Genomic DNA, 22,596 nt, shown 5'->3' with positions numbered 1-22,596 from the left:
TGGTCTGAGTGCGCCCGATCGCCGTGCCGAGGGTGGTGAACGTCGCTACGCAGCGGTCGCCAGGTCCTGGCGAAGTTGCGCTGCGGCAGCAGTCCCCGGTTCCGGAAGCGTGGTGATGCGCTCGTTCCATCGCTGTCGCGTCTGCATGGCCCAGAAGACGGCGAACAGGGTCAGCCCCACCGCCTCGCCGAACAGCACCTCCGGGAAGCCAGGGATCGCGTCTTCGATGCCGAACTGCGCCACAACGGCCAGCCCGACAAGGAAGAGGATGTCGGCGGCCATCGCTATCGCCAGGATCTTGTACCAGAGCTTCTGGGTGTCAGTCGCCGGGGTGCGGTCCTCCGGGTCGTTGTCGCGGATGCCGCGGATCCAGACCACCGTGGCGAACGCGGCGAAGAACAGGAACGTGGCGATGTAGTGGATGCTGAAGCTCCACGGGCCGATTCGGAAGTACGGGAACGCGCCGTTCGCCACGAAGGTGAAGAGGAAGAGGGCGACGGCGGTGACGGCGGCGGTCACGGGGACAACGAGTGCGAACCGCTTCCGCTTCTCCTTGCGCTGCACGATCAGCATCACCACGACGACCACCACGAGGGTGAGGATGTAGGTGAGGACCGCGTTCTGCACCTCGGGAAATGCGGCCTTCGGCAGGCAGCTCTGCTCCTCGCCCTCGCAGGTGAACGTGGTCAGACCCTGCTCAGTGGCCTTCACGTCAGTGGGCACGATCGCGATGAGCGGTCCGAAGATCGCAGCGAAATCGAGCAGCGTCGAGGGGCTGGGGAGTGTGAGGGTCCGCCTTCCCAGCGGGATCTTCGCCGCACCTCCTCGGCCGTTGAGGGCGAGCATCGCGAGGGATGCCGCGATCAGGACGCCGACGAACACGTTCCGTGCCGGGGTCCAGTAGTAGTAGCTGATCGACCCCTTCACGTAGCCGCCGGCCACCGAGGCGATGATCACGCCGATGAAGAGGGCTGCGACGGCGAAGACGAACGATAGTCGCAGATAGCGGTGGGTCTTCAAGGCCGCCGTGATGAAGTCCGGCTGCTCATCCTGGGCTTGCCGTTGGTGGGCGAGCTTTCCATTCGTCGTGTCCGTCATCACTGCTCCAAATGCAGAGAAAATGACTCGCCGCGACGCGTTGTGAGTCTGATTGCCGCTGTCGCGACTTGCGCTCTCCCCCAGCGGAGCGCCTGCGCGTCATGGTACCGCTCCCGGTATGGCGACGGCAGTCCCGGCAAACTGTGATTCCTCCTTTCGAGGAGTTGGGACCGGAGTGCTGGATCCTGGTGTGGACGAACCAGCGTGTGCCGGACAGGTACGGAGTAGAACCACTTCCCGTCTGGAGGCGCCATGACCCCCGATCCCCTGGACGCTCGGCTCGAGCGGTCCGCGCCCGCCGTCCGCGCGGCTGATCCTATCGACCTGCAGGCGATGATCGCCTCCGCGGCGCAGGAGGTGAACCCCCGCGGCGCCGGCGCATCGGCATCGCCGCGGCGCTCCTCTCGCTCCTGCTCGTGGGCGGCGCGGGGATCGCGACCGCGTCCTCGCCGTGGCTGTGGGCGCGGGGATGGAGTCGAACCGCAGCTACACGTACACCTCGCCGACCTGGGGCCAGTGCGAACTGCGGCAGGGCAACTTCGTCGCCGCAAACCCCTTCCGACAATTCGAACTCGATCGGGTCATCGACGAATGGTTCGCGAAGGCCGACCTGTCGGCAGAGGTCGAGCCGCTGATGGGGAAGTACCTCGACGTGATCGAAGACTCACAGGCGAAGGAACCGGAACCCATCACAGATCCGCGCTTGCCCGATCTCAACTACTGGAGTGCCGTCGACCTGGCCGTGAGCGAGGCGCTGTACGTGGAGCTCCGCGCGCGCGGGTTCGGCCAAGGAAGCGTCACGAACAGCAGCAGCCAGGTGCACTGCGAGGGCGAGCAGTGGTGACGCGTGCCCTCGAGACCGCCTTGGCCGCGGCATCCCCGTGCCTCCTCCCTCAGCTGCAGACCGGAGCGCGCCAGACGGCGGGCGCGTCCGCGTTCTAGGCCCACCCGAGTTCGCGCAGGCGTGCGTCATCCAGCCCGAAGTAGTGTCCGATCTCGTGCACGAGGGTGATCCGAACACGCGCCCGAAGGGCATCGAGATCCGGACTGTGCTCCTGCATGTTGTTCTTGAAAAGGGTGATCCGGTCGGGGAGCTCCCCGTAGCCGTACACGCCACGTGTCTTCAGCGGGCGCCCGCTGTAGAGCCCGAACAGCCGCGGCCGCTCGCCCGCGGGCTGGTTCGCGATGAGGATCGCCACGTTCTCGAGACCTCTCACCATGTCTTCGGGCAGAGCGTCGTACTCTTCGGCGACCATCGCCTGGAAGTCCGCGTCGGAGATCTCGACCATGGGACCTATTGTGCGCGGCTTGCCGCAGGTGCACGTGCGAGGCCCGTCTCAGCACCCGCCAGCTCACGATCTGGTGTCGTGCCAGACGCCGAACTCCCGTTTCACGTCGGCGAAGTCCTGGACCTCTTCCTCAAGGCGACGGGCGAGCCACTCTCCGTCGCGCAACCACTTCTGCAGGTTCGCGTCGCTGTCCCACCCGTCGAACGGGTCGGCGTGCTGCTCGAAGAAGGCCTGCCATCCGGCGAGGTCCTGACCGAGCTCGTGACTGAGTCCATAGGTCGCGGGCGTGGTGGCGTAGCCCACGTCCGAACAACGAGTCGACGAACCTCACCGCTCGAAGATAGCCGCGCTTCCCTCGGATTGCGGCGGCGTGCTCGCTCGCAGAGCGACCGCGCAAGGGGCCCGGGACGCAGCGGTCCGCCTCGCCGGTGCCGATGAGCCGCTGTATGGTGCGGAGATGCGATCGCGAGCAACGGCCGTGCTGGCCCTTTTCTCCACCTTGGTTCTCGCGGGTTGCTCGCCTACGACGCTTCCCGAGTTCGAAGCGGTGCAGACAGATCGCGACCTCCTGGTCGGCGCTGACTCGCAGGATGTCGACGCCGATAGCACCCGCTACGTCGGCGAGGTCGAAGGCGCGGATATCTACCTTGCTCGCGGCACTGACGACACCCTGTGCCTGATCCACATCCGCGATGGAGAGTGGGAGCACACGGGATGTGGGGCGGGCTTGGGTATCGGAAGCACACTTGAGACAGGCACTCGCATCGAAGCAGGGACGTTCACGTTCCCCGATGACGAGGTCGCAGGCGGGAAGCGCACGCGGCTCAGCGACAGTGTGACGGTGATCTCTTACCGCTGACGACCACGCCATCACCGGTGCGCGTCGCGCACTCGAGGACAGGCTTCGGAGGGAATGACTGAGGAGCGACATGGAGTACTTCGGACTGACCGGCCGGCGAGCGCTGGTCACCGGCGGCAACCGCGGTCTGGGTCTTGCGATCGCGCACGCGCTCGCGGCCGCAGGCGCCCACGTGGTGCTGGGGGTCCGCAATCCGGAAAGCGCGGATCAGCCGCTCCGGGCGATTCGGGCTGAGGGCGGTTCCGCATCCTCGATCGCCCTCGATGTCACGCGGCTCGATGAGGCCCGAGCAGCGGTCGACGCCGCATCGGAGGGTGGCGCGTTCGACATCCTGGTGAACAACGCCGGCGGCGGGATCAACGCGCCGGCGATCGACGTCACGGAGGCGGACTTCGATGCGGTGTGGTCGCTGAACGTCCGTTCGGCGCTGTTCCTCTCGCAGCACGTCGCGCGCTCGATGCCGTCCGGGGGCGCGATCGTGAATGTCGCATCGCAAGCAGGCATCGTGGCGCTGCCCGGCGAGTCGTCGTACTGCGTGGCAAAGGCAGCGATGCTGCATATGACTCGCTGCCATGCGCTCGAGTGGGGTGACCGGGGCATCCGCGTCAATGCGGTCGCCCCCACGTTCATCGAAACCGACGGCACGGCCGACGCACTGTCTGACCCCGCGTTCCGCGCCGACGTCATCGACCGGATCGCGGCGCTGCATCGGATCGGCAAGCCCACAGAGGTGGCAGGAGCGGTCTTGTTCCTCTGCTCTCCCGCGGCGTCGCTCGTCACCGGCCAGACACTGGTCGTCGACGGCGGGTGGACCATCCGCTGAGGGACCGGCCGCTTCCGATCGGTGATCGGCGTGCATGCACGTGTTCGCGGGTCCCCGGGCTCGACCCCCGGCCCGCGTAGGCTCTCCGGATGACCTTCGATGCGAACGACGCGGGCAACGGCGTCGACGGAATCCTCAGTCGTGACCAGCTCGGCGATGCGGCACCATCGCTTGCCACCGCAGCTGGGAGTGGTGTCGCGTGAGCGTGCACCTCATCGGCGGCGGCGCGACCACGGCTGCGGATGCCCCGCTCTATGCGCCGTTCGTCGCTGAAGCGGTGGCGCGAGCGGCCGACGCGGGCCGCTCGCTGCCGCGCATCGCGGTGATCTCCCTGCACCCCGAGGCAGCGGAGAAGGCGGTGGCACTCGGCGAGCTTCTGGCCGAGGCCGCAACGGGATCCGCGATCGACGTGCACCTGACCGCGGGGCGCCACGGCGAGCCGATCGGGCCCGGCGCGATCGCCGACGTCGACGGCATTGCGGTGGGTGGCGGCGTCGTCGAGGACGTGCGCGCCGGGCTCGAGCCGGTGTTCAGCGAGTTGCGTCGGCTGGTTGCCGGCGGTGTGCCGTACCTCGGTGTCTCGGCCGGTGCGATGATCGTGGCGGAGGGCTCGCTCGGAGGCGGTTCGCGCATCGGCGGCGTGGTCGTCTCACCGGAGGACCCCGACGAAGCGGGGGACGAGCTGGAGATCGAGGCCGGCATCGGCCTCGTCGACGTGGCCATCGAGGTGCACGTCGCCCAGCGCGGCATGCTGTCCCGTTTGGTCGCCGCCGTCGAGTCGGGGATGGTCGCGGGTGGGCTCGGCATCGACGAGCGCACAGCCCTGATCGTGGGTGACAGCACGCTCCGGGTCGAAGGAGAAGGCAGCGTTTGGCGGGTGCTGCCGACCGACGGCGGCGTGCTGGTCTCCACCATCGGTACCTGAGGGCGTTCCGGCGTCCCTCGCCTCTGCGAGATCTCCCACTCTTCGCGGACTTCGACAGGCCACGCCGGGCTGGCGGCCGCTGGCTGAAATGTCCGGGGTTCTCGTTACCGTCACCTGCGTGGCAGTAAGCGATGCGCTTGCCGGGCTGGATCCGGCACAGCTTCAGGCAGTCGAGCACGGTGAGGGGCCGCTGGTGGTCGCCGCAGGGGCGGGCACCGGGAAGACACGCGTGCTCACCGCTCGGGTGGCGCGGCTGCTCGAGGCCGGGGTCGTGCCGGAACGCGTCCTCCTGTTGACGTTCACCCGGCGCGCGGCGGCCGCGATGCTCTCTCGCGCTGCGGTGATGTGCGGCGACGCGCAGGCTGCGCAGCGTATCGCCGGTGGCACGTTCCATGCCGTCGCGCACCGCATGGTCGCCGAGCACGCACAGCACCTGGGGCCGGAGGACATGACGGTGATCGATCCCGACGACGTCATCGACCTCATCGACCTGCTGCGCGCCGAGCACGGGCTCGACGGCACCGAGGTTCGCCTGCCCACGACCCGCACCATCGCAGACATCGCCTCTCGCACGATCAACACTGCGACCCCGGCCCGCACCGTCATCGAAGACCAGTTCCCGTGGGCGCTCGAGCAGGCCGACGCGATCGCCGGCCTGCTGCGTCACTACCGCGCCCGCAAACGCGAGCGCGGCTTGCTCGACCTGGATGATCTGCTCATCGCCTGGCGGGCGCTGGTCGCCGATCCCGACGTCGGGGCACGGCTGCGCGCGCGGTGGGACTGGGTGCTGGTCGACGAGTACCAGGACGTCAATCAGCTTCAGGTCGACATCGTGCGCGGGCTGAGTCCCGACGGCCGCGGGCTCACGGTCGTCGGCGACGACGCACAGGCGATCTACGCCTTCCGGGGCGCGAGCGCCGGGCACCTGCTCGAGCTCGTCGATGCCTACCCCGACGCCACGCTGGTGCGCCTCGAACGCAACTTCCGTTCCACGCAACCGATCCTCGACCTCGCGAACCAGGTGCGGCCGGGCGAGCTGAGGTTGCAGCTGGTCGCCGACCGTGCGCAGCCGGGCGGCCGGCCGACGCTGGTCACGTGCCGCAACGCCGACGACGAGGCCCGCACGATCGCTGACCGCATCCTCGCCGCTCACGTCGATGGCACGCCCCTGCGTTCGCAGGCCGTGCTGATGCGCACCGGCTCCCACAGCGCGCAGCTCGAGGTCGAGCTCAAGGTGCGGGGGATCCCGTTTCACAAGTTCGGCGGGATCGGCTACCTCGAGACGTCGCACGTGCGCGACCTGCTGGCGAGTTTCCGAGTGGTGCTCAATCCGGCGGACGAGGTGTCCTGGTATCGCCTGCTCACCCGGCACCGCGCGATCGGCAAGGCGAGTGCGCGGGGACTGGCGAAGATCCTTGCGGACGGGGGCGTCGACCGCGCGGCGGACGCGGTCGCGGCGGCACCGGCGAAGGCGCGCACAGGGCTCGCGTCGACCCTGTCGCTGCTTGGCTCGGTCGACTCCACGACCGCCGTGCCGGAGCTGGTCGAGGCGTGCCGAGGCGCGGTGGACCCGTTGCTGCGCGCGCACTACCCAGACTGGCACCGTCGGGTGACCGAAGCCGACGGCATCGCGCAGGCCGCCGCCAGGCAGAGCGATCTCCGCATGTTCGTGAGCGAGCAGGCGATCGACCCGGTGAACGTCGCGGGCGACTGGGCGAAGCAGCCCCACCTCGACGAGGACTGGCTGACCCTGTCGACGATCCACTCCGCCAAGGGCCTGGAATGGGACACGGTGCACCTCATGCGGGCGAACGATGGCGCGATGCCCTCGGACATGGCACTCACCTCGCGCGCCGGCCTCGCCGAGGAGCAGCGGCTCTTCTACGTTGCGCTCACCCGCGCACGGGACACCCTCGACGTATACGTGCCCTCGCAGCTGCCCACGCACCCCACTGCGTTCCTGGCCAAGCATGTCGCCGCCAAGCCCAGCAGATTCCTGACCGAGACCGCACGCGCTCTCATGGAGCCGGTCAGCACCGCCGCCGTCACCCCCGAGCCGGCGCTCAGGCGGGCCGTCGCGGCTCCGCGTGTGCGTACGGACGCGTTCGACGAACTGTTCGCCTGATCTCCGTCGGCAGTCGCGCGCCGAGCGTGTGGACCGGCTCCGCCGGAAGCCGCCGCGGCGTCTCTGTCGGCCGCCGCTGGCTCCTCAGCATCCGGAGCAAGGATGCGGGCGACACGTGCAGTTTCGTGTCGTTCTTCTGCGCCGCCTTGGTCAGGGGTTGCCGGCACCCGAGTCGCGCGCATCGGCGACGCGCGCGATGAGCGCTGGCTCCTCCTCGAGGCACAGGTCGAGGATGCCGCGCAGCAGGCCGCCGAGACTGGTCGAGTTCAGCAGTCGGAACCGGTCGTACTCGCCCAGCGGAGCGATGGCGGCGAGCTGCCAGGACGACTCCACCGGGTCTTCCGAAAGGTCCGTCCCGGGATCCCATCGAGCCTCATCGAGGACGGAGGCGAGCGTCGCGAGGCGGCGCACGACCTGCTCGGCCTCGCGGTGGAGTGGTGTGAGCGCCTCGTCCCACACGAGCGGGGCCATCGTCGACACGTCGGCCACCGGGTGCGGGTCTTCTTCACCCCATCGGTCGACGATGATCCGCTCCCCGCCGACGGCGACCACATACAGGTCCGCGGCGCCCGCCTCGATCTGCAGGATCCGCGCCATAGTGCCGACGGAGGAGCGCTGATCCCCACCGCCTGCCTCGAGACCCCGCTCGATGAGGACAACCCCGAACTCCGGATCCTCCACGTCGAGCAGGCGCCCGATCATGGTGAGGTATCGCGGTTCGAACACCCTCAGCACCAGCGGTGTGTACGGCAACAGGACACTGCCCAGCGGGAACATCGCGATGGCGTCCATAGGCACCAGTCAATCAGGCGGACGCGTTGTCGGAGCGGGCGCCGTGAGCGATCGCAGTTCGCTGTGAGGCAAATCGGCGCACGAGGAGGCTCGCGTGAACGTCGTCTCCGACCGTCGCCTCATCGGCAGACGCGTTCCATCAACGCTGGCGCGTGACGTCGATAAAGTCCGTTGCATGGCATCGGACGTGACGCTCTACATCGGGCCGGAGACGGCTTACAGGAAGTTCCGCTTCACGGACGTGAGCGAGTGGGAGACGGTTCGTTCCCAAATCGTCGCGGCGATGGAGGCGGGCAGGGGGTTGATCGAAATCCCTTGGAAGGGCGACACCGTCGTGTTCGTCTACAGTCCGTATCTCATGGTGACCTGGGTGGAGAAGCGTCCCGAATAGGCACTGTGCGTGAGGGCGGCCACCCTTGGACAGGGGCTCCTCTTATGCTGGCAGCCGTGAAGTGAAACCCTACCGTCGTGGAGGGTATCGAGTGGTGGAAGTCCCTGGACGCGGGGACGAGAGACTGGCTGATCGCGCATAATGGCGAGGCGCTGCCTGCCGATGTCGTTGCCAAGGTGGTTGCGGCCGGCGGGAACGTGGCGTCCGACGCATGGTGGGTCGGTGAGGAAGGTCCCGACGGCTTGTACTTGTCGGACGAAGCCGTGGACTGGATCGAAGCAGTGGGGAACGCCGAAGCGACGTAGGGCGGCTGATCGGGCGCGGGATAGCGTCGAAGCTGTGGAGAACGAGTGGGTGACGAGGCTGGTCTTGTTCGTCGTCATGGTGGGCGCCGGCGTCCTCTTGATCTGGATGGCGAATGCGGCGGCGTCCGGGCGTCTCAAACGGAATCGACTCGCCGGGATCCGGATTCCCAGCACGATGGCGAGCGAGGAAGCCTGGCTGGCCGCGCATGTACGAGCGCGACGCGCGACGGTCTGCTCGGGAGTTGTGAGTGTCCTCGGTGGCGTATTCGCTCTGATCCCCGTTCCCATGCCCGTGGTGAGTCTCGGGGTGCTGGTCGCCGCTGTCGGCATGCTCGGATTCGTCGCCTACGCGGCTCGAGTCGGCAGCGTGGCCGCGAAGGCCGCGTCCTTGCGCCACATATGATTCGCTCTGAACTGCTCACGAAGGAGACGGATTTGTCAGCGGCAGGCTCTCGAACAACATGGGTGCTCGTGGACGGCGAGAACATCGACGCGACTCTCGGAACTTCGATTCTCAACCGGCGGCCGCAGCCGGACGAGCGGCCGCGATGGGATCGACTCCTCGCATTCGCAGGGAGAGAGTGGGCCCAGTCGGCGCGGGGCGTCTTCTTCCTCAACGCGTCATCGGGTATCCCGATGGCGTTCGTCCAGGCGCTCAAGGCGATGGACTACATCGTCGTCCCGCTGTCCGGCGAGCCAGACGAGAAGGTCGTCGACATCGCCATCCAGCGCACACTGCGCGCACTCGACAGTCGTTCTGCCGACGTGATGCTCGTCAGCCACGACGGCGACTTCATCGAAGACATCGCGGGCCTGATCGGTCCACCACGGCGGGTCGGCGTCGTCTCATTCGCAGAGTTCCGAAACGTCGGCTTCAACTCGCTCGCCGGTCTGGAGAAGTTCGACCTCGAGTATGACGCGCGGGTCTTCGACGCTCCGCTGTCCCGGATCCGGGTGATCCCGATCGGCGAATTCGACCCGACCACGTTCCTGGATTGAGAACCGCCCCGGCGGCTCGCTGGGCGACCGGCACGCGCATTCGCGGTGAGCCGCGTGCCTCCGGTGGTTCCCCTGCACGCGATGATGGAACCATGTCTTCCTCCGTCGAACGCCGTTCCAACCCGACGGCCTGGGCCGCGTTCTGGTTCGCGCTGGCCGGCCTCGTGCTCATGCCCATCCCGCTGTTCATCGGGCTGATACTGGGCGGCGGCCTTTCCATCGTCGCTGCCGTCCTCGCGGTGATCGGCCTTCTCAAGGGCCTCGCACGCGGCGGTACGGGTATTGCGCCGGTCGTGTTCGCGGCCATCTTCATCGCGCTCACGTGGGGCGGGATCTCGATCGGCGGCGGCACCGTCTGGTAGGTCTGGTCCGAAGACGCGAGGGCGCGGCATCCTGCCGCCCGGACGCTAGTCGAGGTGACGGGCGAGGGCTTCGAGCAGGCCTCGGGTGCCTTCTTCGCGGTTCAGGCCGTCCGCCCAGAACCTGTCGAAGAAGACGCCGTGTTCGACATGCGTGAGCCTGGTGCCCTCGTCCGTCTGCTCGAATTCGAACGACGCCACCGACGTGGACATGTGCGTGCCGTCGAGCCACATGTCGTAGGTCGTGACGATGCGGACGTGGTCGACGATGTCGGTGTAGACGGCCTCGTACCGTGAGAGCGGTCCGCCGTGGAACCTCGCCTCGTCGATGTCGCGTCCGCCGACGCGGAAGTCGAACGTCCATTCGCCAGGCTCGAACGCGTCCCCGTCGCTGAGCCAGCGACGCTTCTGCTCCCCGTCGGCGAACGCCTGCCAGACCCTGCTGACAGGTACGGGGTAGTCGCGGGTGAGAGTGAAACCGGAGTGGGCGAGGCGTCGGTCGGTCGTCATCGGGGTTGTCCTAGCGAGTGAAGGTGACGTGGATCGTGCCGCTCTCGGCGACCTGGGTCTGCACCCTGTGGGTCGATTCGAAGCCTCGGAGGTCGTCCCATACGGGGGCGCCCCGGCCGAGCACGATCGGCGCGATCGCGACGTGGAGGTCGTCGACGAGTCCCGCGCGGAGGAATTCGCGCGCCGTCCGCACCCCGCCCCCGACACGAACGTCGAGACCGCCCGCGGCGATGGTCGCCTCGGCGAGCACGTCCTCGATCGCGCCGGTGCGGAATTCGAACGTCGTCCCGCCGGCCATCGGGATCGACGGCCGCGGCGCGGAGTGCGTGAGCACGTAGACGGGGTACCCGAACGGCGGCTGGTCGCCCCACCAGCCCTTCCAGTCGGGGTCATCGGGATACGCGTGCAGACCGAACATGGCCGCGCCCATGATCTCGGCGCCCACGCCCGTGAAGAACGAGGCGGCGAACGACTCATCGAGCCCCGTCGTCCCCGCGCCGCTCGTGTCGCCGAAGACCTTCTGTCGGAAGGTGCGCGTGGCCGCGTAGGCCGCGGTGAGTGGCCCCCAGTCCTCGCCCATGGGGTTGTCGGCCTCGGGATCAGGCGCAGCGGTGTAGCCGTCGAGTGACGAGAACAGGTCGACGCGAACGCGGGTCATTTCAGATCTCCTTCGGGGTGGTGCGGGCCAGGTGGATGCCGAGGCGGTCCGCCTGGCGTTCCGCAGAGGTTCGTTGCTCGCCGAGCCAGAGATGCAGGACGTCGAGCGCGCCCGGTCTCAGGCTCACCGTCCGGACGCGTCCTTGCTTGCTCGAGGTGACGACTCTGGCGTCCTCGAGGATCCGCAAATGCTGAAGCAGCGACGGGAGCGCCATCGAGAACGGGGCCATCAGGTCGGATACGACGGCCGGGGATTTCGCCAGACGTTCCACGACGGCGCGGCGTGTGGGGTCCGCGAGAGCTCGGAGCACAGTATCCAGCTCTCCCGAATAGTTAGGCATATGCCTAACTATTCCTCACGGGTCGGTGCCCGTCAACCTCCCGCCGATCGAGCGTGCAGGTCGTGGAACGGAATCGACGCACAAGACGGCGAGAATTCACCCGCCTGAGCCTCGCCGGCGCGCACTGCCCGCAATAGGATCGCAGCACCCTGATGACCCAGAGTCCGGAAGCGGCCGGCCGGTCGCCTCCGAGTGCAACCGAAGGAGAGATCGATGGGTACGGAGAACCTCGCACTGGTGGTCGGTTCGTACGACGACACCGCGGCCGCGTCGGACGACTACAAGGCCCTCCGAAACGGCCAGGACGCCGGCGGCTACGAGATCATCGGCGCGGTCGTCCTTGTCCGCGACAAGGACGGCAAGGTCCAGGTCGAGGAGCACGGCGACAGATCTGTCGGCAAGGGCGCCGCGTGGGGTGCCGGTGCCGGCGTTGTCGTCGGCCTGTTCGCACCGCCGCTGCTGGCGGCCACCGCGGTCGGCGCCGGCATCGGCGCGATCCTCGGGAAGATCAAGAAGAACCGCGAGGAGAAGCAGTTCGGCGTCGACGTCGACGAGTACCTGGCCCCGGGAACCTCGGCGGTCGTGGCCGTCGTCGATGATCGCTGGGCCGACAATGTCGAGAAGGCGCTCCAGCGGTCGGACAAGCGCATCAGCAAGGCGATCGACGCGGACGACTACGAGAAGCTGCGCAAGGCCATCGAGGATTCGGCGGACGACGTCGTCGAGCAGATCAACTCCTAGACGAAACCCACTTCACCGCCGCGGCGCTCCGCCCGGCACAGCGCTAGCGACTGCCGCCGCCCGGAATGCGGCCCTCAGCCGCAGTTCGGGCGGCAGCCGCGCTGGGTGACCGCATCGATCAGCACGGTGCCGATGTCGGTCGGCTGGAAGGCTTGATACGCCGCGCCGTCGGTGGCGGCCGCGATCTGCTCCAGAGCGGCCTGGTCGGTGTCGGGTCCGTAGCCGATCGCGATGACGGCGACGGGTTTGGCCGGATCCCGCAGAGTCTCGAGCTGCGCAAGCAGTCCCGGCAGGTCCAGGCCCTCGTCATCCTCGTTGACCCCGTCGGTGTTGAGGAGCACCAGATGCACCTGCCCGGGGACATAGGTGTCGCGCATGTACTGCACCGCGGCGAGCACGCTGTCGTACAGGCCCGTGCCGCCGCCCACGAGGCTGTCGAGCCCGTAGGCCGTGTCGATCGTGCGCTGCTTGTGCGCCGGATCGCCGAGCGGGCCGAACGGGACGATCTCCTGCCAGTCCTGTCCGCCGATCCGTCGGCTCGAGAACACCCAGGTCGCGAGATACGAGTCGTCCGACAGCGAGTTGACGGCGCGCACGGCGGCCTGCTCGAACAGGTCGATCCGCCGCATGTCGGCGGTCGCCGGCTGGAGCATGGAACCCGAGACGTCGTTGAGGGAGAGCATCCTCGACGGCGCGGTCAGCATCTGCCAGGTACGCAGCGCTTCGGCTTGGTTGGCGCTGTCGGTGGGCTCGGCGACGACGGCGGCGTCGTCAGAGTCCGCAAGCGAGTCCGGCGCATTCCCCGCCGCGTCGCGCAGTCCGTGCTCGGCGAGGTAGTCGCTTCCGCCCGCGACGGCGGCGGCGAACATCTCGACGGCGTCGAGAGTGTCGGCCGAAGTGTCTGCGAGAGTCACGAGGGGCACGCCGAGCACAGGCTTCACGTCGGCCGGATAGATCGGCACGAGTGCGGTCTGCGCTTCGCGGCCGTACTCCAGCAGCGCCTGCTCCGTGGTCACGGCGATCGTCGGCGTCGCTGCTGCAGATACTGCCGCGAGCGCATCGGCGGCGGTCGGGACGACGCCGGTGTCGAGGCCGAGCACGAGCGCCGTGAATGCACGAGCATCCCCGCCGACGGCCGTCTGCAGCGCGAGCAGCGCGGCGGAGCTCGCCGCGACCGCCGCCGGATCCGGCAGCACGGCCGCTACCGCGCGCCCCGCGATGCTCGAGAACCCCGCGCCCGCGGACTCGAGCGCAGCCGCCGTGGGCTCCGTCGCCGCGAACACGACCGGGGTGCTGGCCACGGGGGCACTGACCGCCAGCTCCGCCGCGTCGACGCCGGTGAGCTCGGCCTGGCGGGTCGCTCGCTCGGGCCACATCGCGGAGTCTGGCACCCAGACGTCGAAGTCCGGCGCGGACCCGGCAGCCAGCGCCGCCGCTGTGGCGGAGCTGTCTTCGGCGACGATGGTCACATCGAGGCAGTCGGCGCGGGTGTCGGGCAGATCGGCGACGATCGCCTCGAGCGCTTCCGCGAGCGCCGGATCCGCGGTGACGCGCAAGCTCGAAGGCACGCACCCGCCCGTCGAGGCCGGTTCGTCGTCGGGCTCGGTGCCTGTCCCGCCCGTGAGGAAGATGCCGAGGACGACCGCGATCGCCACGACGAGGACGAGGATGACACCGAGAAGCAGCAGCGAGCGCCGCCGCCGCTGTGCGGCCCGGACTGCCGCGCGCGTGGGGGCATCACTGCTGACGGGCGTGTTCGGCTGCATTCGAACCACATGCACTCCGATGGACGGCGGGTGGGGCCCGCTTCGGGGATACGTCGACGTATCTGAGGAATACGGCGTCGTATTTGGGGGGATACTTCAGTGGAGTATAGGGGACGGGCAGTCTCGATGCCCCGGTCACGTGGGCTGCCCCCGCATCGCCCTGGGCTCGCCGAGGCGCCGTCGACCGGGGCGCGTCCGCCGCCTACGCTCGTCGTGTGCTCACCGATCGCGACATCGCACGCTGGCGATTGCAGTCTCAGCATCTGGCGGCAACCGTCGACGGTGCGGAGGACGTCGTGCGGTCGCTCCTCGCCGTGCAGGCGGAGAATCCGTCGCAGTCGGCGTGGGCCGTTGCCACCCGCACGCGTGACCCGCAACAGTCGGACCTCTCCGGGCTCCTGGAGAGCGGGCGGGTGCTCAGGACGCACGTCCTGCGTCCGACCTGGCACTACGTCCATGCCGATGACGTGCGGTGGCTCCTCGAGCTGACGCGCGATCGGGTGCTGCCCACGGTGGATCAGCAACTCGTCCCGCTCGGCGATCGTGTGCGGGTCGTCGCCGACGCGGTGCTCGAGACCCTCGCCGAATCGCCCGATCGCACCCGCGCCGACCTCGCCGACGCCTTGGCGCAGCGCGGACACGAGCTGACGGGCATGCAGCTCATGCTCCTGGCGGCCCACCTGGAGCTGCACGCCGTGATCTGCAGCGGCGTTCCGCGCGACGGCGAGCACACCTACGCGCTGTTCTCCGACCGGGTCGACGCACCTCGGCAGCTGGATCGCGAGGAGGCGCTCGTCGAGCTCGCGCTGCGCTACTTCACCTCTCATGGCCCCGCCACCGCGCGCGATCTCGCCTACTGGGCGACACTCACCCTCTCCGATGCCCGCCGCGGGCTCGCGGGTGCCGCCGACCGACTCGAGTCGTTCGATCACGACGACCGGACCTACTGGCACGCCCCCGGCCGGCCCGCAGCATCCGTATCGCCGAAAGGCCACCTGCTGCAGGTGCTCGACGAGATGTACCGCGGCTATCAGGACTCTCGCTGGGTGCTCGATGCCGACGGGCTGCTGTCGCGGGGTCGCGAGACGGCGATCGGCATGGCGCTCGTCGACGGGCAGGTGGTCGCCGGGATGAAGCGCACGCTCACGAGGCGGGCGGTGACCTTCGAGATCCGCAGGCTGCGGCGCCTCGCTTGCGACGAGGAGGACGCGATCCAGGATGCTGCGGCCCGCTGCGCCCGCTACCTCGGACTCGAGCCTCGCCTGGCGTGGCAGGAACCGTAGAGCCTCGATCCGCGGTGGTGCGGCGCGCTCGGTGCCGGTGCGGCGGCGAGGGCTCGTCGCCATAATGGGCGTGTGCAGCAACGCATCGGTCGGGTGTCGACGGCTGATGGCACCGAGATCGCGTACGCCTCGGTCGGGGAGGGGCGCCCGCTCGTGTATGTCGGCGGGTGGCTCAGCCATCTGCAGCTGAGCTGGGAGATGCCGCAGGAGCGAGCCTTCTACGAGAGCCTCGCCGAAGGCGGCCGGCTCGTGCGTTACGACCGCGCCGGGTGCGGCCTGTCCGCGTCTTCCGATCGCCCGCCCTCGCTGGCCTACGAGCTGGAGCAGTTGGCTGCGGTGGCGGATCTCATCGGCCCGGAGCCTTTCGACGTCGTCGGGACATCGATGGGCGCGCTCGTCGCGGTCGCGTGGGCAGCGGCCCACCCGGAGACCGTGCGGCGGCTCGTGCTGTACGGCGGATGGGTCTCGGGCGCGAACATCTCGCCGCCCGACGCGCGCGATCACGTGCTGGGCCTGGTGGAGTCGCACTGGGGCCTCGGCGCCGACGTGCTCACCGACATCTTCGCGCCGGACGCGACGTCGGCGATGCGACAGGGTTTCGGCCGGTATCAGCGCGCCTCGTCCTCCGCTGCGACCGCGCGTTCCCTCCTCGCGCTGAGCTACGACCTCGATATCAGCGACCTCCTCTCGCAGGTCCGCGCCCCGACGCTGGTCGTCCATCGGGCCGAGGACCGCGCCGCCCCCGTGGCGGAGGCCGCGGCATTGGCCGACGGCATCCCCGGCGCGACACTGGTGGTGCTGCCCGGTCGTTCGCACCTGCCCTACATCGGGGATGCGAACGCCGTCGTGGCGCCGATCCGCAGGTTCCTCGGAAAGCGCGGCCTGCGGCGCTCGCCGCGGGATCTGACTCCGCGCCAGGCGCAGGTCGCGGGCTTGATCAGCGAGGGGCGCACCAACCGCGAGATCGCGCAGACGCTGGGCATCGACGAACGGTCCGCCGAGGGGCACGTCGAAAGGATTCGGTTGCGCCTCGGCTTCACCTCGCGAGCGCAGATCGCCGCCTGGTTCGTCGCACGGCGTGAAGGCCCCGAGCCGTCGAAGTGAGGTAGTTCCACGCCTGCCGGCGCGGGCGTGGCCGCGCAGGCTGGTCTCATGCGAAGCCAGACCCCAGGAGGAGACATGGCCGACACCACGACCGCTGACGACCGCACGACCGCTTTCGAGTTCTCGCAGCACACCGCGCGCGGCGCGTTCAACGCGACGTTCTTCCGCGTGATGGATCCCTACATCGAGCACAACCTGCGCCGGCACAAGCAGCGCGTCTTCGCGGACCTTCCCGCCGAGGTGGTCGAGATCGGTCCTGGCGTGGGCGCCAACCTGCGATACCTCGCGGCCGGCAGCACCCTCGTGGCCGTCGAGCCCAATCGATCCATGCACGGCCCGCTGCGAGACGCGGCTCAGCGGTATGGGGTGGGCCTCGATCTGCGCGAACGCATGGCCGAAGCGACGGGGCTCCCTGACCGCAGCGCCGACAGCGTGATCTCCTCGCTGGTGCTGTGCTCGGTGCAGGATCCCGCCGTCGTGCTCGCCGAGATCCGGCGCATCCTCCGCCCGGGAGGAACGTTCCGCTTCCTCGAACACGTCGCGGCCCCGGAGGGCACGACGACCCGCGCCGCGCAGCGGATTCTGCGCCGCCCGTGGGCGTGGACGTTCGAGGGCTGCTCGTGCGAACGGGATCTGGAGCAGGCCGTCCGAACCGCCGGGTTCGAGAGCCTGACGATCGAGCGCTACCGGATCCGGACCCCGTTCCTCCCGTTCAACACCCACATCGCCGGTGTCGCACGGGCGTAACCGCGTGCGGCACCGGCGATGCGCGTGGCGAGGAGGATCAGCTGATCGAGGCCGCCGCCGCGCGGATCGCGTCGAGCGTCGCCTGCGGCTGCGACACCATCGAGACGTGCGACGCATCCACCTCGGTGATCGTGGCGCCGGCCCGTTGCGCCATGCGGCGCTGCGTGTCGATCGGGATGACGCGGTCGTCGGTGCCGAGGACGGCCCAGCTGGGGATCGACTTCCATGCGGGTGCGGCCGACGGCGTCACGTTCGCGACGAACGACGCCGGACGCTGAGTCGCGACGATCGTCCATCGGTCGGCCTCGGGGAGGTCCTGTGCGAACGCGTCATGCACGGTCTGCGGCTTGAGGAATGCCTCGGCCGCGCCCTCCGGAGCACCCGGGTAGCCCGCGACGTCGAGGACCGTGGTCGGATCCGCGACCGCGAGCGCGGAGCCCGATCCCTCGAGGATGCCGACGACGGTCTCGCCCTCGTCGGGGATGAACGCGTCGACGTACACCAGCGCCTTCACGTCTCCGCCGTGTGCGCCGGCGTTCGTGATGACCGCGCCCCCGTACGAGTGGCCGACGAGCACGACCGGCCCGGTCGTCCGCTGCGCGAGGAACGACGCGATGTACGCCGCGTCGGACGTCAGCCCGCGCAGCTCGTTCGGCGGGGCGAGGACGGTGTACCCCTCCGCCTGGAGCGGAACGCTCACGGCGTTCCAGCTGGATGCGTCGGCCCACGCGCCGTGCACGAGGACGATCGTCGGCTTGCTCTCTGACATTCGACTTCCCATCTGTTGCGCCGCCCCAGGCGGCTGCGGATGATCAAAGTCGCGTCGTGTGCTGTCCTGGACGCGCTGTCCGACACCTTAGGGCCGCACGCCGCGTCGGCGCCAGCGTCGCCGGCTGATGCGCCGTGAACGATTGCCGAAGCCCTTGTGCGACACCGCCCGTCGCCGGCTGTCAATGGGGATCCGCGACCTGGCCGACGTCCCTAGCCTGGGGCGATGGCAGTGAGAGAGCTGTGGCTGATCCGGCACGGTGAGAGCATCGGCAACGTCGCGGCCACCCGCGCCGAGATCGAGGGCCTCGACGCCATCCCGCTCGACGTGCGGGACGCCGATGTCCCGCTGTCGCCCACCGGGCAGGAGCAGGCCGCCGCGCTCGGCGGATGGCTCTCCCACCACCTCGACGACATCGACCTGTACGGGGTGTCGCCCTATGTCCGGGCCAGGGAGACGCTCGCGATCGCCCTGGGGGAGGGCTCGGCGGGCCGGACGATCTTCGTCGACGAGCGGCTGCGCGACCGCGAGCTCGGGATCCTGGATCTGCTCACGAGGCAGGGCGTCGCCCGGTTGCACCCCGAAGAGTTCTCCCGGCGTCGCCACCTCGGCAAGTTCTACCATCGGCCGCCGGGCGGAGAGTCGTGGGCGGACGTCGCGCTGCGGCTCCGGTCGTTCCTCCGTGAGACGCTCGAGGGCGGTCCCGAGACGGCAATGCTCGTCGTGCACGACGCGGTGGTGATGCTGTTGCTCTACATCCTGCTGCCGCTGGGGGAGGGTGAGCTGCTGGGCTTCGCCGACGACCACACCGTCCTGAACGCCTCGATCACCCACCTGATCAGGACTGAGGCCGGCTGGGAGCTCGCGGCCTTCTCGGATGTCGCCCACCTCGAGCGCGAGGGTGCCGACGTCACGGCTCATCCCGGGGATCCCGATGTCCAGCCACGTTGAGGCGGTGACCGAATCGCTCCTTCGGGAGTGGGGCCTGCCCGACCCGGGCGAGTCGAAGAAGTCCCGCGGCGATGTGGTGGTCGTCGGCGGCTCGCGCAGCTCACCGGGTGCCGTGCTCCTCGCGGGCGAGTCGGCGCTGCGCGTCGGCGCGGGGCGCGTCGCGCTCGCGGTGCCGCAGTCGATCGACGCCCAGGTCGGCATCGCCCTTCCGGAAGCGGGCATCCTCGCGCTCCCCGACGATGCCGAGGCGCCGCTGAGCGCAGAGCTGGGAGAGAAGGTCGCGGCCGCCGACGCCGTGCTGGTCGGACCCGGCTTCAGCGACGCCGACGAGACGCGGGCGACGCTGCTCGCCGTCGCTGCGACGGGTCCGCGCCTGATCGTGCTCGATGCGTTCGCCCTCGGGGTGCTTCCCGAGATCGATCGGGGCGGCCTCCCCGATGAGGTCATCCTCAACCCGAACAGGGACGAGGCGAGGATCCTGCTCGGCCGCGAGCTCGCCGACGACGTCGCCGACGTCTGCGAGATCGCCCGGAGGTTCGATGCCGTCGTCAACTGCTACGGCGTGGTGGCGCGCGCCGACGGGCGCACGTGGCGGATCGACGAGGGCGACGGCGGATTGGGAACGTCGGGGAGCGGCGATGTGCTCGCCGGCGCGATCGCGGGAATCGCCGCGCGCGGCGTGGACCCTGCCCGAGCGGCCGTGTGGGGTTCGTGGGCGCACGCCCGGGCGGGCGTCAGGCTCGGCGAGCGCATCGGTCTCGGCTACCTGGCGCGTGATCTCGCGAGCGAGTTGACCCTGGCCGTGCACAGCCTCAGCCGGTGACGAGGGCAGCCAGACCGCCCCTGCGATCGCCGGGACTGTGTGCAGCGATGCTCAGCTGTGCGGGACCGCGTCCACCACTGCGCCCGCGATCGTCGCACCGCTCGGCGCGGCGTACGAGAAGCGGTCGCCGGGGAGCAGGCCCGCGATCGCCTGGCCGAGCGGCGAATCGGGGGAGTAGACGGCGAAGTCGGAATCCGCGCCGAGGAGGGTGCGCGAGCCGAGCAGGAACGTCTCCCGCGATCGGTCCGCGTCGAAGTCGACTGTCACGCGCATGCCGGGCTCGACGATGCCGTCGTCCGGGCGCTCGCCGACCTGGGCGCGGCGGATGATGCCGCGCAGCTCCAGCGCGCGGACCTGGGTCTGCTCGTCCTCGGCGCCCTCGCGCACGAGCAGTTCGAGCTCCTCCTGCAGCTGACGCAGAGCGTCCTGCGTGAGCCAGATCGGCTCCTCCACAACAGACACGGCAAACCTCCACAGCCGGGACAGATGAAGTTCCCGAGCCTAGCGGTTCGCGTCGTGGGGTGCACGGCGAGCAGGCGAGCCGCCCACTCGCGCTCGCCTACCTGCGTTGTTCGAAGGCTCCCGCGGTGACGGGAATCGCGACGGCCGCCACGATGCAGAGCAGGCCCACGACGAACACCAGCGCGGGCAGGACCGGTGACGCGAACGACAGCCCCAGGATCACCATCCCGCCGACCATGAGGATCAGATAGAGCACGAAGAGCAGCATCGCCAACCTCCAGGATCGCCTTCCTCATTGATACTCCTCACCGGCCCGTCGCGGGAGGGGCGCCGTCCCTGGCATCGGACTCGGGTGGGCGCGAGAATGACGCCATGAGACTTGTGCAGGTTGCTCAGCACGCCGATGACCTCGATCGCGCCGCAGGCTTCTACAGCTCTCTCCTCGGCGCCGACGCGACGGCGGTGTTCGATCCGCCGGGCCTGCTGTTCTTCGACCTCGACGGCGTGCGGCTGCTGCTGGACCGCAACGCCCCGACCGCGCTGCTGTACCTGCACGTCGACGACGTGGCCGCCGCCCTGGAGCGGATCGGCGATCGGGCCGAGGTCGTCTCGGCGCCGCACGTGATCTTCACCCACGAGGACGACACCCTCGGACCGGCAGGTCACGACGAGTGGCAGGCATTCGTCGAGGACTCCGAAGGCAACACCGTCGGCCTCATCTCGTTCCGGCCCGTCGCCTCCTGAGGGGCGCCATGGTGCACGACGGATGGCCGTGAGATGAGGCATCCTGCTCGTATCGAGTCGGTAACGGGAGTCAGAGTGCACGCTCCTGTCGCGTTAGCCTGGTCGCGATGAGCGCCTACGTCTCGGCGTTCGAGCTGTTCTCCATCGGCGTAGGACCCTCGAGCTCCCACACGGTCGGTCCCATGCGGGCCGCCCACGATTTCGTCGTCCGCCTGCGCGAAGGAGGGGTTCTGCCGCAGGTCGGCCGCGTCACCTGCACGCTGCACGGCTCACTCGGAGCCACGGGCATCGGCCACGGCACGCCCGACGCCGTCGTCGCGGGGTTGCAGGGTCTCGAACCCGAGACGGTGGATCCGGATGCTGTGCGCTCCGCGTGGAGCGCCTGGCCCGACGATCGCGCGCTCGAGCTCGCCGGCACGCACGCGGTCCCGTTCCGGCGCGGCGACGTCGTGTTCGCGCCGCGCACCAGGCTGCCCGGCCACCCCAACGCCATGACCCTCCAAGCGTGGACCTCGCCCGGCGACGGACCTGCGCGTGCGCTCTCCGCGCCCGGAGTGCGCGAGACGGGCTCGTCTGCGGCTCTCGAACCCGCGGCGGCGACGGATGCCGGACTCCTCGTCCGCGAGACCTACTACTCCGTCGGCGGCGGCTTCATCCGCCGCGAAGGTGACGCTGCGCCCGGCTCAGCGGCCGCAGGGGAGCCCGCACACGCGTTCCCCCTGGACTTCTCCAGCGCCAAGGAGCTGCTCGCCGTGTGCGACGAGCGGGGCATCACGATCGCCGAGGCCGCGCGCATCAACGAGGAATCGCTGCGCCCCGACGAGGACATCGCCGAGGGGCTGGACGCGATCTGGGACGCGATGGCCGCGTGCGTCGAGGCGGGTCTGCGGGCCGGGGGCCTCCTCCCCGGGATGCTGGGCGTCAAGCGCCGCGCCGCGTCGATCCGCGCGCAGCTCGAGGCGGCCGAGGCCGACGGCCGCCGGGAACTCCCAGGCGAGTGGCTCGGCGCCTTCGCGCTCGCGGTGAACGAGGAGAACGCGGCCGGCGGCCGTGTCGTGACGGCGCCGACGAACGGCGCCGCCGGCATCGTCCCCGCCGTCGCGATGTACTGGTGGCGCTTCCTGGCGGACTCCGGTCTCGGCGCCGGCAATGCGGTGACACCGTACGGCGAGCTGGTCGGCAGCGCCCTGCTCGGGTATCACGGGCACGCTGCGACCGCCGAGGAGGCCGCAGGCTGGGACGACGAGCAGGTGGCGGAGGCGAACCGTCGCCGAGGCATCCGTCGATTCCTCCTCACCGCCACCGCGCTGGGCTCTCTGTTCAAGGCCAACGCGTCGATCTCGGGCGCCGAGGGCGGGTGTCAGGCCGAGGTGGGATCGGCGTGCGCGATGGCCGCGGGCGGCCTCACCGCCGTGATGGGCGGCACGAACCGGCAGATCGAGAACGCCGCCGAGATCGCCATGGAGCACCACCTCGGCCTCACCTGCGACCCGGTGGGCGGACTCGTGCAGATCCCGTGCATCGAGCGCAACGCGATCGCCGCGTCGACAGCCGTCACAGCCGCGCGCCTCGCCCTGCGCGGCGACGGCTCGCACTACGTCTCGCTCGACGCGGTGGTCGAGACCATGCGCCAGACCGGCATCGACATGTCGCACAAGTACAAGGAGACGAGCGAAGGCGGTCTCGCGGTCAACGTCATCGAGTGCTGAAGCCGAGTGCTGGCCTCCGAAGGC

The 22,596-nt window shown here is 69.5% G+C and carries 29 protein-coding genes; 18 read left to right on the top strand and 11 right to left on the bottom strand.

The window, feature by feature from the left end; all coding sequences use genetic code 11:
- Positions 1 to 45 precede the first annotated feature (45 nt).
- Complete coding sequence (locus J2Y46_RS00755) at positions 46 to 1,098, bottom strand: hypothetical protein (protein WP_045297792.1); 1,053 nt, start codon at positions 1,096 to 1,098, stop codon at positions 46 to 48.
- A 469-nt stretch (positions 1,099 to 1,567) separates the two neighbouring features.
- Between J2Y46_RS00755 and J2Y46_RS00750 the strand changes: the two genes are divergently transcribed.
- Positions 1,568 to 1,942, top strand: coding sequence for a hypothetical protein (locus tag J2Y46_RS00750; protein ID WP_045297791.1), 375 nt, complete (start codon positions 1,568 to 1,570; stop codon positions 1,940 to 1,942).
- 94 nt (positions 1,943 to 2,036) lie between these two features.
- Here the strand turns inward: J2Y46_RS00750 and J2Y46_RS00745 are convergent, their stop codons facing one another.
- Positions 2,037 to 2,387: a metallopeptidase family protein gene (locus J2Y46_RS00745; protein WP_045297790.1), complete on the bottom strand. Its 351-nt coding sequence runs from the start codon at positions 2,385 to 2,387 to the stop codon at positions 2,037 to 2,039.
- Positions 2,388 to 2,450: 63 nt separating this feature from the next.
- The gene (locus tag J2Y46_RS00740; RefSeq protein ID WP_045297789.1) at positions 2,451 to 2,690 is read right to left on the bottom strand and encodes a hypothetical protein; all 240 of its coding nucleotides are present in this window, start codon (positions 2,688 to 2,690) and stop codon (positions 2,451 to 2,453) included.
- A 154-nt stretch (positions 2,691 to 2,844) separates the two neighbouring features.
- Between J2Y46_RS00740 and J2Y46_RS00735 the strand changes: the two genes are divergently transcribed.
- From J2Y46_RS00735 to J2Y46_RS00720, 4 genes are all read left to right on the top strand, one after another.
- Positions 2,845 to 3,246: a hypothetical protein gene (locus J2Y46_RS00735; RefSeq protein WP_310239543.1), complete on the top strand. Its 402-nt coding sequence runs from the start codon at positions 2,845 to 2,847 to the stop codon at positions 3,244 to 3,246.
- Between the two features lie 70 nt (positions 3,247 to 3,316).
- Positions 3,317 to 4,069, top strand: a complete 753-nt coding sequence (locus tag J2Y46_RS00730; RefSeq protein WP_045297787.1) for an SDR family NAD(P)-dependent oxidoreductase — start codon at positions 3,317 to 3,319, stop codon at positions 4,067 to 4,069.
- A 199-nt stretch (positions 4,070 to 4,268) separates the two neighbouring features.
- Positions 4,269 to 4,994, top strand: coding sequence for a Type 1 glutamine amidotransferase-like domain-containing protein (locus J2Y46_RS00725; RefSeq protein WP_045297786.1), 726 nt, complete (start codon positions 4,269 to 4,271; stop codon positions 4,992 to 4,994).
- Positions 4,995 to 5,112: 118 nt separating this feature from the next.
- Complete coding sequence (locus J2Y46_RS00720) at positions 5,113 to 7,119, top strand: ATP-dependent helicase (RefSeq protein ID WP_169748679.1); 2,007 nt, start codon at positions 5,113 to 5,115, stop codon at positions 7,117 to 7,119.
- A gap of 150 nt (positions 7,120 to 7,269) precedes the next feature.
- Here the strand turns inward: J2Y46_RS00720 and J2Y46_RS00715 are convergent, their stop codons facing one another.
- Positions 7,270 to 7,911 (bottom strand): LON peptidase substrate-binding domain-containing protein, encoded by a 642-nt coding sequence (locus J2Y46_RS00715; protein ID WP_045297784.1) that lies wholly within the window; start codon positions 7,909 to 7,911, stop codon positions 7,270 to 7,272.
- 94 nt (positions 7,912 to 8,005) lie between these two features.
- Between J2Y46_RS00715 and J2Y46_RS00710 the strand changes: the two genes are divergently transcribed.
- The 5 genes from J2Y46_RS00710 (at position 8,006) to J2Y46_RS00690 (ending at position 9,968) form a co-directional block, all read left to right on the top strand.
- Entirely contained in the window at positions 8,006 to 8,302 is a 297-nt protein-coding gene (locus tag J2Y46_RS00710) for a hypothetical protein (RefSeq protein WP_310239535.1), read from the top strand.
- A 77-nt stretch (positions 8,303 to 8,379) separates the two neighbouring features.
- On the top strand, positions 8,380 to 8,607 hold the full coding sequence (locus J2Y46_RS00705) for a hypothetical protein (protein ID WP_045297782.1): 228 nt from the start codon (positions 8,380 to 8,382) through the stop codon (positions 8,605 to 8,607).
- Between the two features lie 34 nt (positions 8,608 to 8,641).
- The gene (locus tag J2Y46_RS00700) at positions 8,642 to 9,010 is read left to right on the top strand and encodes an SdpI family protein (protein WP_310239534.1); all 369 of its coding nucleotides are present in this window, start codon (positions 8,642 to 8,644) and stop codon (positions 9,008 to 9,010) included.
- Positions 9,007 to 9,606 (top strand): nuclease, encoded by a 600-nt coding sequence (locus tag J2Y46_RS00695; RefSeq protein ID WP_310239533.1) that lies wholly within the window; start codon positions 9,007 to 9,009, stop codon positions 9,604 to 9,606. Before J2Y46_RS00700 ends, J2Y46_RS00695 begins: the two co-directional genes overlap by 4 nt.
- Before the next feature lie 92 nt (positions 9,607 to 9,698).
- A complete protein-coding gene (locus tag J2Y46_RS00690; protein ID WP_045297779.1) occupies positions 9,699 to 9,968 on the top strand; it encodes a hypothetical protein in 270 nt (89 codons plus the stop codon).
- Positions 9,969 to 10,013: 45 nt separating this feature from the next.
- On the opposite strand, the gene J2Y46_RS00685 is transcribed toward J2Y46_RS00690, so the two are convergent.
- From J2Y46_RS00685 to J2Y46_RS00675, 3 genes are read right to left on the bottom strand one after another with little or no spacing between them, the layout of a single operon-like run.
- Positions 10,014 to 10,475, bottom strand: a complete 462-nt coding sequence (locus J2Y46_RS00685; RefSeq protein ID WP_045297777.1) for an SRPBCC domain-containing protein — start codon at positions 10,473 to 10,475, stop codon at positions 10,014 to 10,016.
- 10 nt (positions 10,476 to 10,485) lie between these two features.
- Positions 10,486 to 11,133, bottom strand: coding sequence for a dihydrofolate reductase family protein (locus J2Y46_RS00680; protein ID WP_310239530.1), 648 nt, complete (start codon positions 11,131 to 11,133; stop codon positions 10,486 to 10,488).
- Between the two features lies 1 nt (position 11,134).
- On the bottom strand, positions 11,135 to 11,473 hold the full coding sequence (locus J2Y46_RS00675) for a metalloregulator ArsR/SmtB family transcription factor (RefSeq protein ID WP_310239528.1): 339 nt from the start codon (positions 11,471 to 11,473) through the stop codon (positions 11,135 to 11,137).
- A gap of 213 nt (positions 11,474 to 11,686) precedes the next feature.
- On the opposite strand from J2Y46_RS00675, the gene J2Y46_RS00670 reads away from it, so the two are divergent.
- Positions 11,687 to 12,214, top strand: coding sequence for a DUF1269 domain-containing protein (locus J2Y46_RS00670; RefSeq protein ID WP_310239526.1), 528 nt, complete (start codon positions 11,687 to 11,689; stop codon positions 12,212 to 12,214).
- Between the two features lie 74 nt (positions 12,215 to 12,288).
- Here the strand turns inward: J2Y46_RS00670 and J2Y46_RS00665 are convergent, their stop codons facing one another.
- The gene (locus J2Y46_RS00665) at positions 12,289 to 13,980 is read right to left on the bottom strand and encodes a substrate-binding domain-containing protein (RefSeq protein WP_310239524.1); all 1,692 of its coding nucleotides are present in this window, start codon (positions 13,978 to 13,980) and stop codon (positions 12,289 to 12,291) included.
- A 215-nt stretch (positions 13,981 to 14,195) separates the two neighbouring features.
- On the opposite strand from J2Y46_RS00665, the gene J2Y46_RS00660 reads away from it, so the two are divergent.
- From J2Y46_RS00660 to J2Y46_RS00650, 3 genes are all read left to right on the top strand, one after another.
- Positions 14,196 to 15,263: a winged helix DNA-binding domain-containing protein gene (locus J2Y46_RS00660; RefSeq protein ID WP_045297772.1), complete on the top strand. Its 1,068-nt coding sequence runs from the start codon at positions 14,196 to 14,198 to the stop codon at positions 15,261 to 15,263.
- Between the two features lie 72 nt (positions 15,264 to 15,335).
- The gene (locus J2Y46_RS00655; protein WP_045297771.1) at positions 15,336 to 16,367 is read left to right on the top strand and encodes an alpha/beta fold hydrolase; all 1,032 of its coding nucleotides are present in this window, start codon (positions 15,336 to 15,338) and stop codon (positions 16,365 to 16,367) included.
- 75 nt (positions 16,368 to 16,442) lie between these two features.
- Positions 16,443 to 17,114 carry a class I SAM-dependent methyltransferase gene (locus J2Y46_RS00650; protein WP_045297769.1) on the top strand — a complete coding sequence of 224 codons (672 nt, stop codon included), beginning with the start codon at positions 16,443 to 16,445 and terminating at the stop codon, positions 17,112 to 17,114.
- 37 nt (positions 17,115 to 17,151) lie between these two features.
- Here J2Y46_RS00650 and J2Y46_RS00645 read toward each other — a convergent pair whose 3' ends face one another.
- Positions 17,152 to 17,883 carry an alpha/beta fold hydrolase gene (locus J2Y46_RS00645; protein ID WP_045297768.1) on the bottom strand — a complete coding sequence of 244 codons (732 nt, stop codon included), beginning with the start codon at positions 17,881 to 17,883 and terminating at the stop codon, positions 17,152 to 17,154.
- A gap of 225 nt (positions 17,884 to 18,108) precedes the next feature.
- On the opposite strand from J2Y46_RS00645, the gene J2Y46_RS00640 reads away from it, so the two are divergent.
- Positions 18,109 to 18,834: a histidine phosphatase family protein gene (locus J2Y46_RS00640; protein ID WP_045297767.1), complete on the top strand. Its 726-nt coding sequence runs from the start codon at positions 18,109 to 18,111 to the stop codon at positions 18,832 to 18,834.
- A gap of 4 nt (positions 18,835 to 18,838) precedes the next feature.
- Positions 18,839 to 19,657 (top strand): NAD(P)H-hydrate dehydratase, encoded by an 819-nt coding sequence (locus J2Y46_RS00635; RefSeq protein WP_396653138.1) that lies wholly within the window; start codon positions 18,839 to 18,841, stop codon positions 19,655 to 19,657.
- 51 nt (positions 19,658 to 19,708) lie between these two features.
- On the opposite strand, the gene J2Y46_RS00630 is transcribed toward J2Y46_RS00635, so the two are convergent.
- Together J2Y46_RS00630 and J2Y46_RS00625 are read right to left on the bottom strand one after the other, a co-directional pair.
- A complete protein-coding gene (locus J2Y46_RS00630) occupies positions 19,709 to 20,119 on the bottom strand; it encodes a GreA/GreB family elongation factor (RefSeq protein WP_045297764.1) in 411 nt (136 codons plus the stop codon).
- A gap of 97 nt (positions 20,120 to 20,216) precedes the next feature.
- Positions 20,217 to 20,387, bottom strand: a complete 171-nt coding sequence (locus tag J2Y46_RS00625; RefSeq protein ID WP_157005434.1) for a hypothetical protein — start codon at positions 20,385 to 20,387, stop codon at positions 20,217 to 20,219.
- Positions 20,388 to 20,491: 104 nt separating this feature from the next.
- Between J2Y46_RS00625 and J2Y46_RS00620 the strand changes: the two genes are divergently transcribed.
- Positions 20,492 to 20,863, top strand: a complete 372-nt coding sequence (locus tag J2Y46_RS00620) for a VOC family protein (RefSeq protein WP_045297763.1) — start codon at positions 20,492 to 20,494, stop codon at positions 20,861 to 20,863.
- 107 nt (positions 20,864 to 20,970) lie between these two features.
- Positions 20,971 to 22,572: an L-serine ammonia-lyase, iron-sulfur-dependent, subunit alpha gene (locus tag J2Y46_RS00615; protein WP_045297762.1), complete on the top strand. Its 1,602-nt coding sequence runs from the start codon at positions 20,971 to 20,973 to the stop codon at positions 22,570 to 22,572.
- The last annotated feature ends 24 nt before the right edge of the window (positions 22,573 to 22,596 follow it).

The organism is Microbacterium sp. BE35, assembly GCF_031457705.1.
Classification (GTDB): Bacteria; Actinomycetota; Actinomycetes; order Actinomycetales; family Microbacteriaceae; genus Microbacterium; species Microbacterium trichothecenolyticum.
This window is presented reverse-complemented; position numbering and strand designations above follow the sequence as displayed.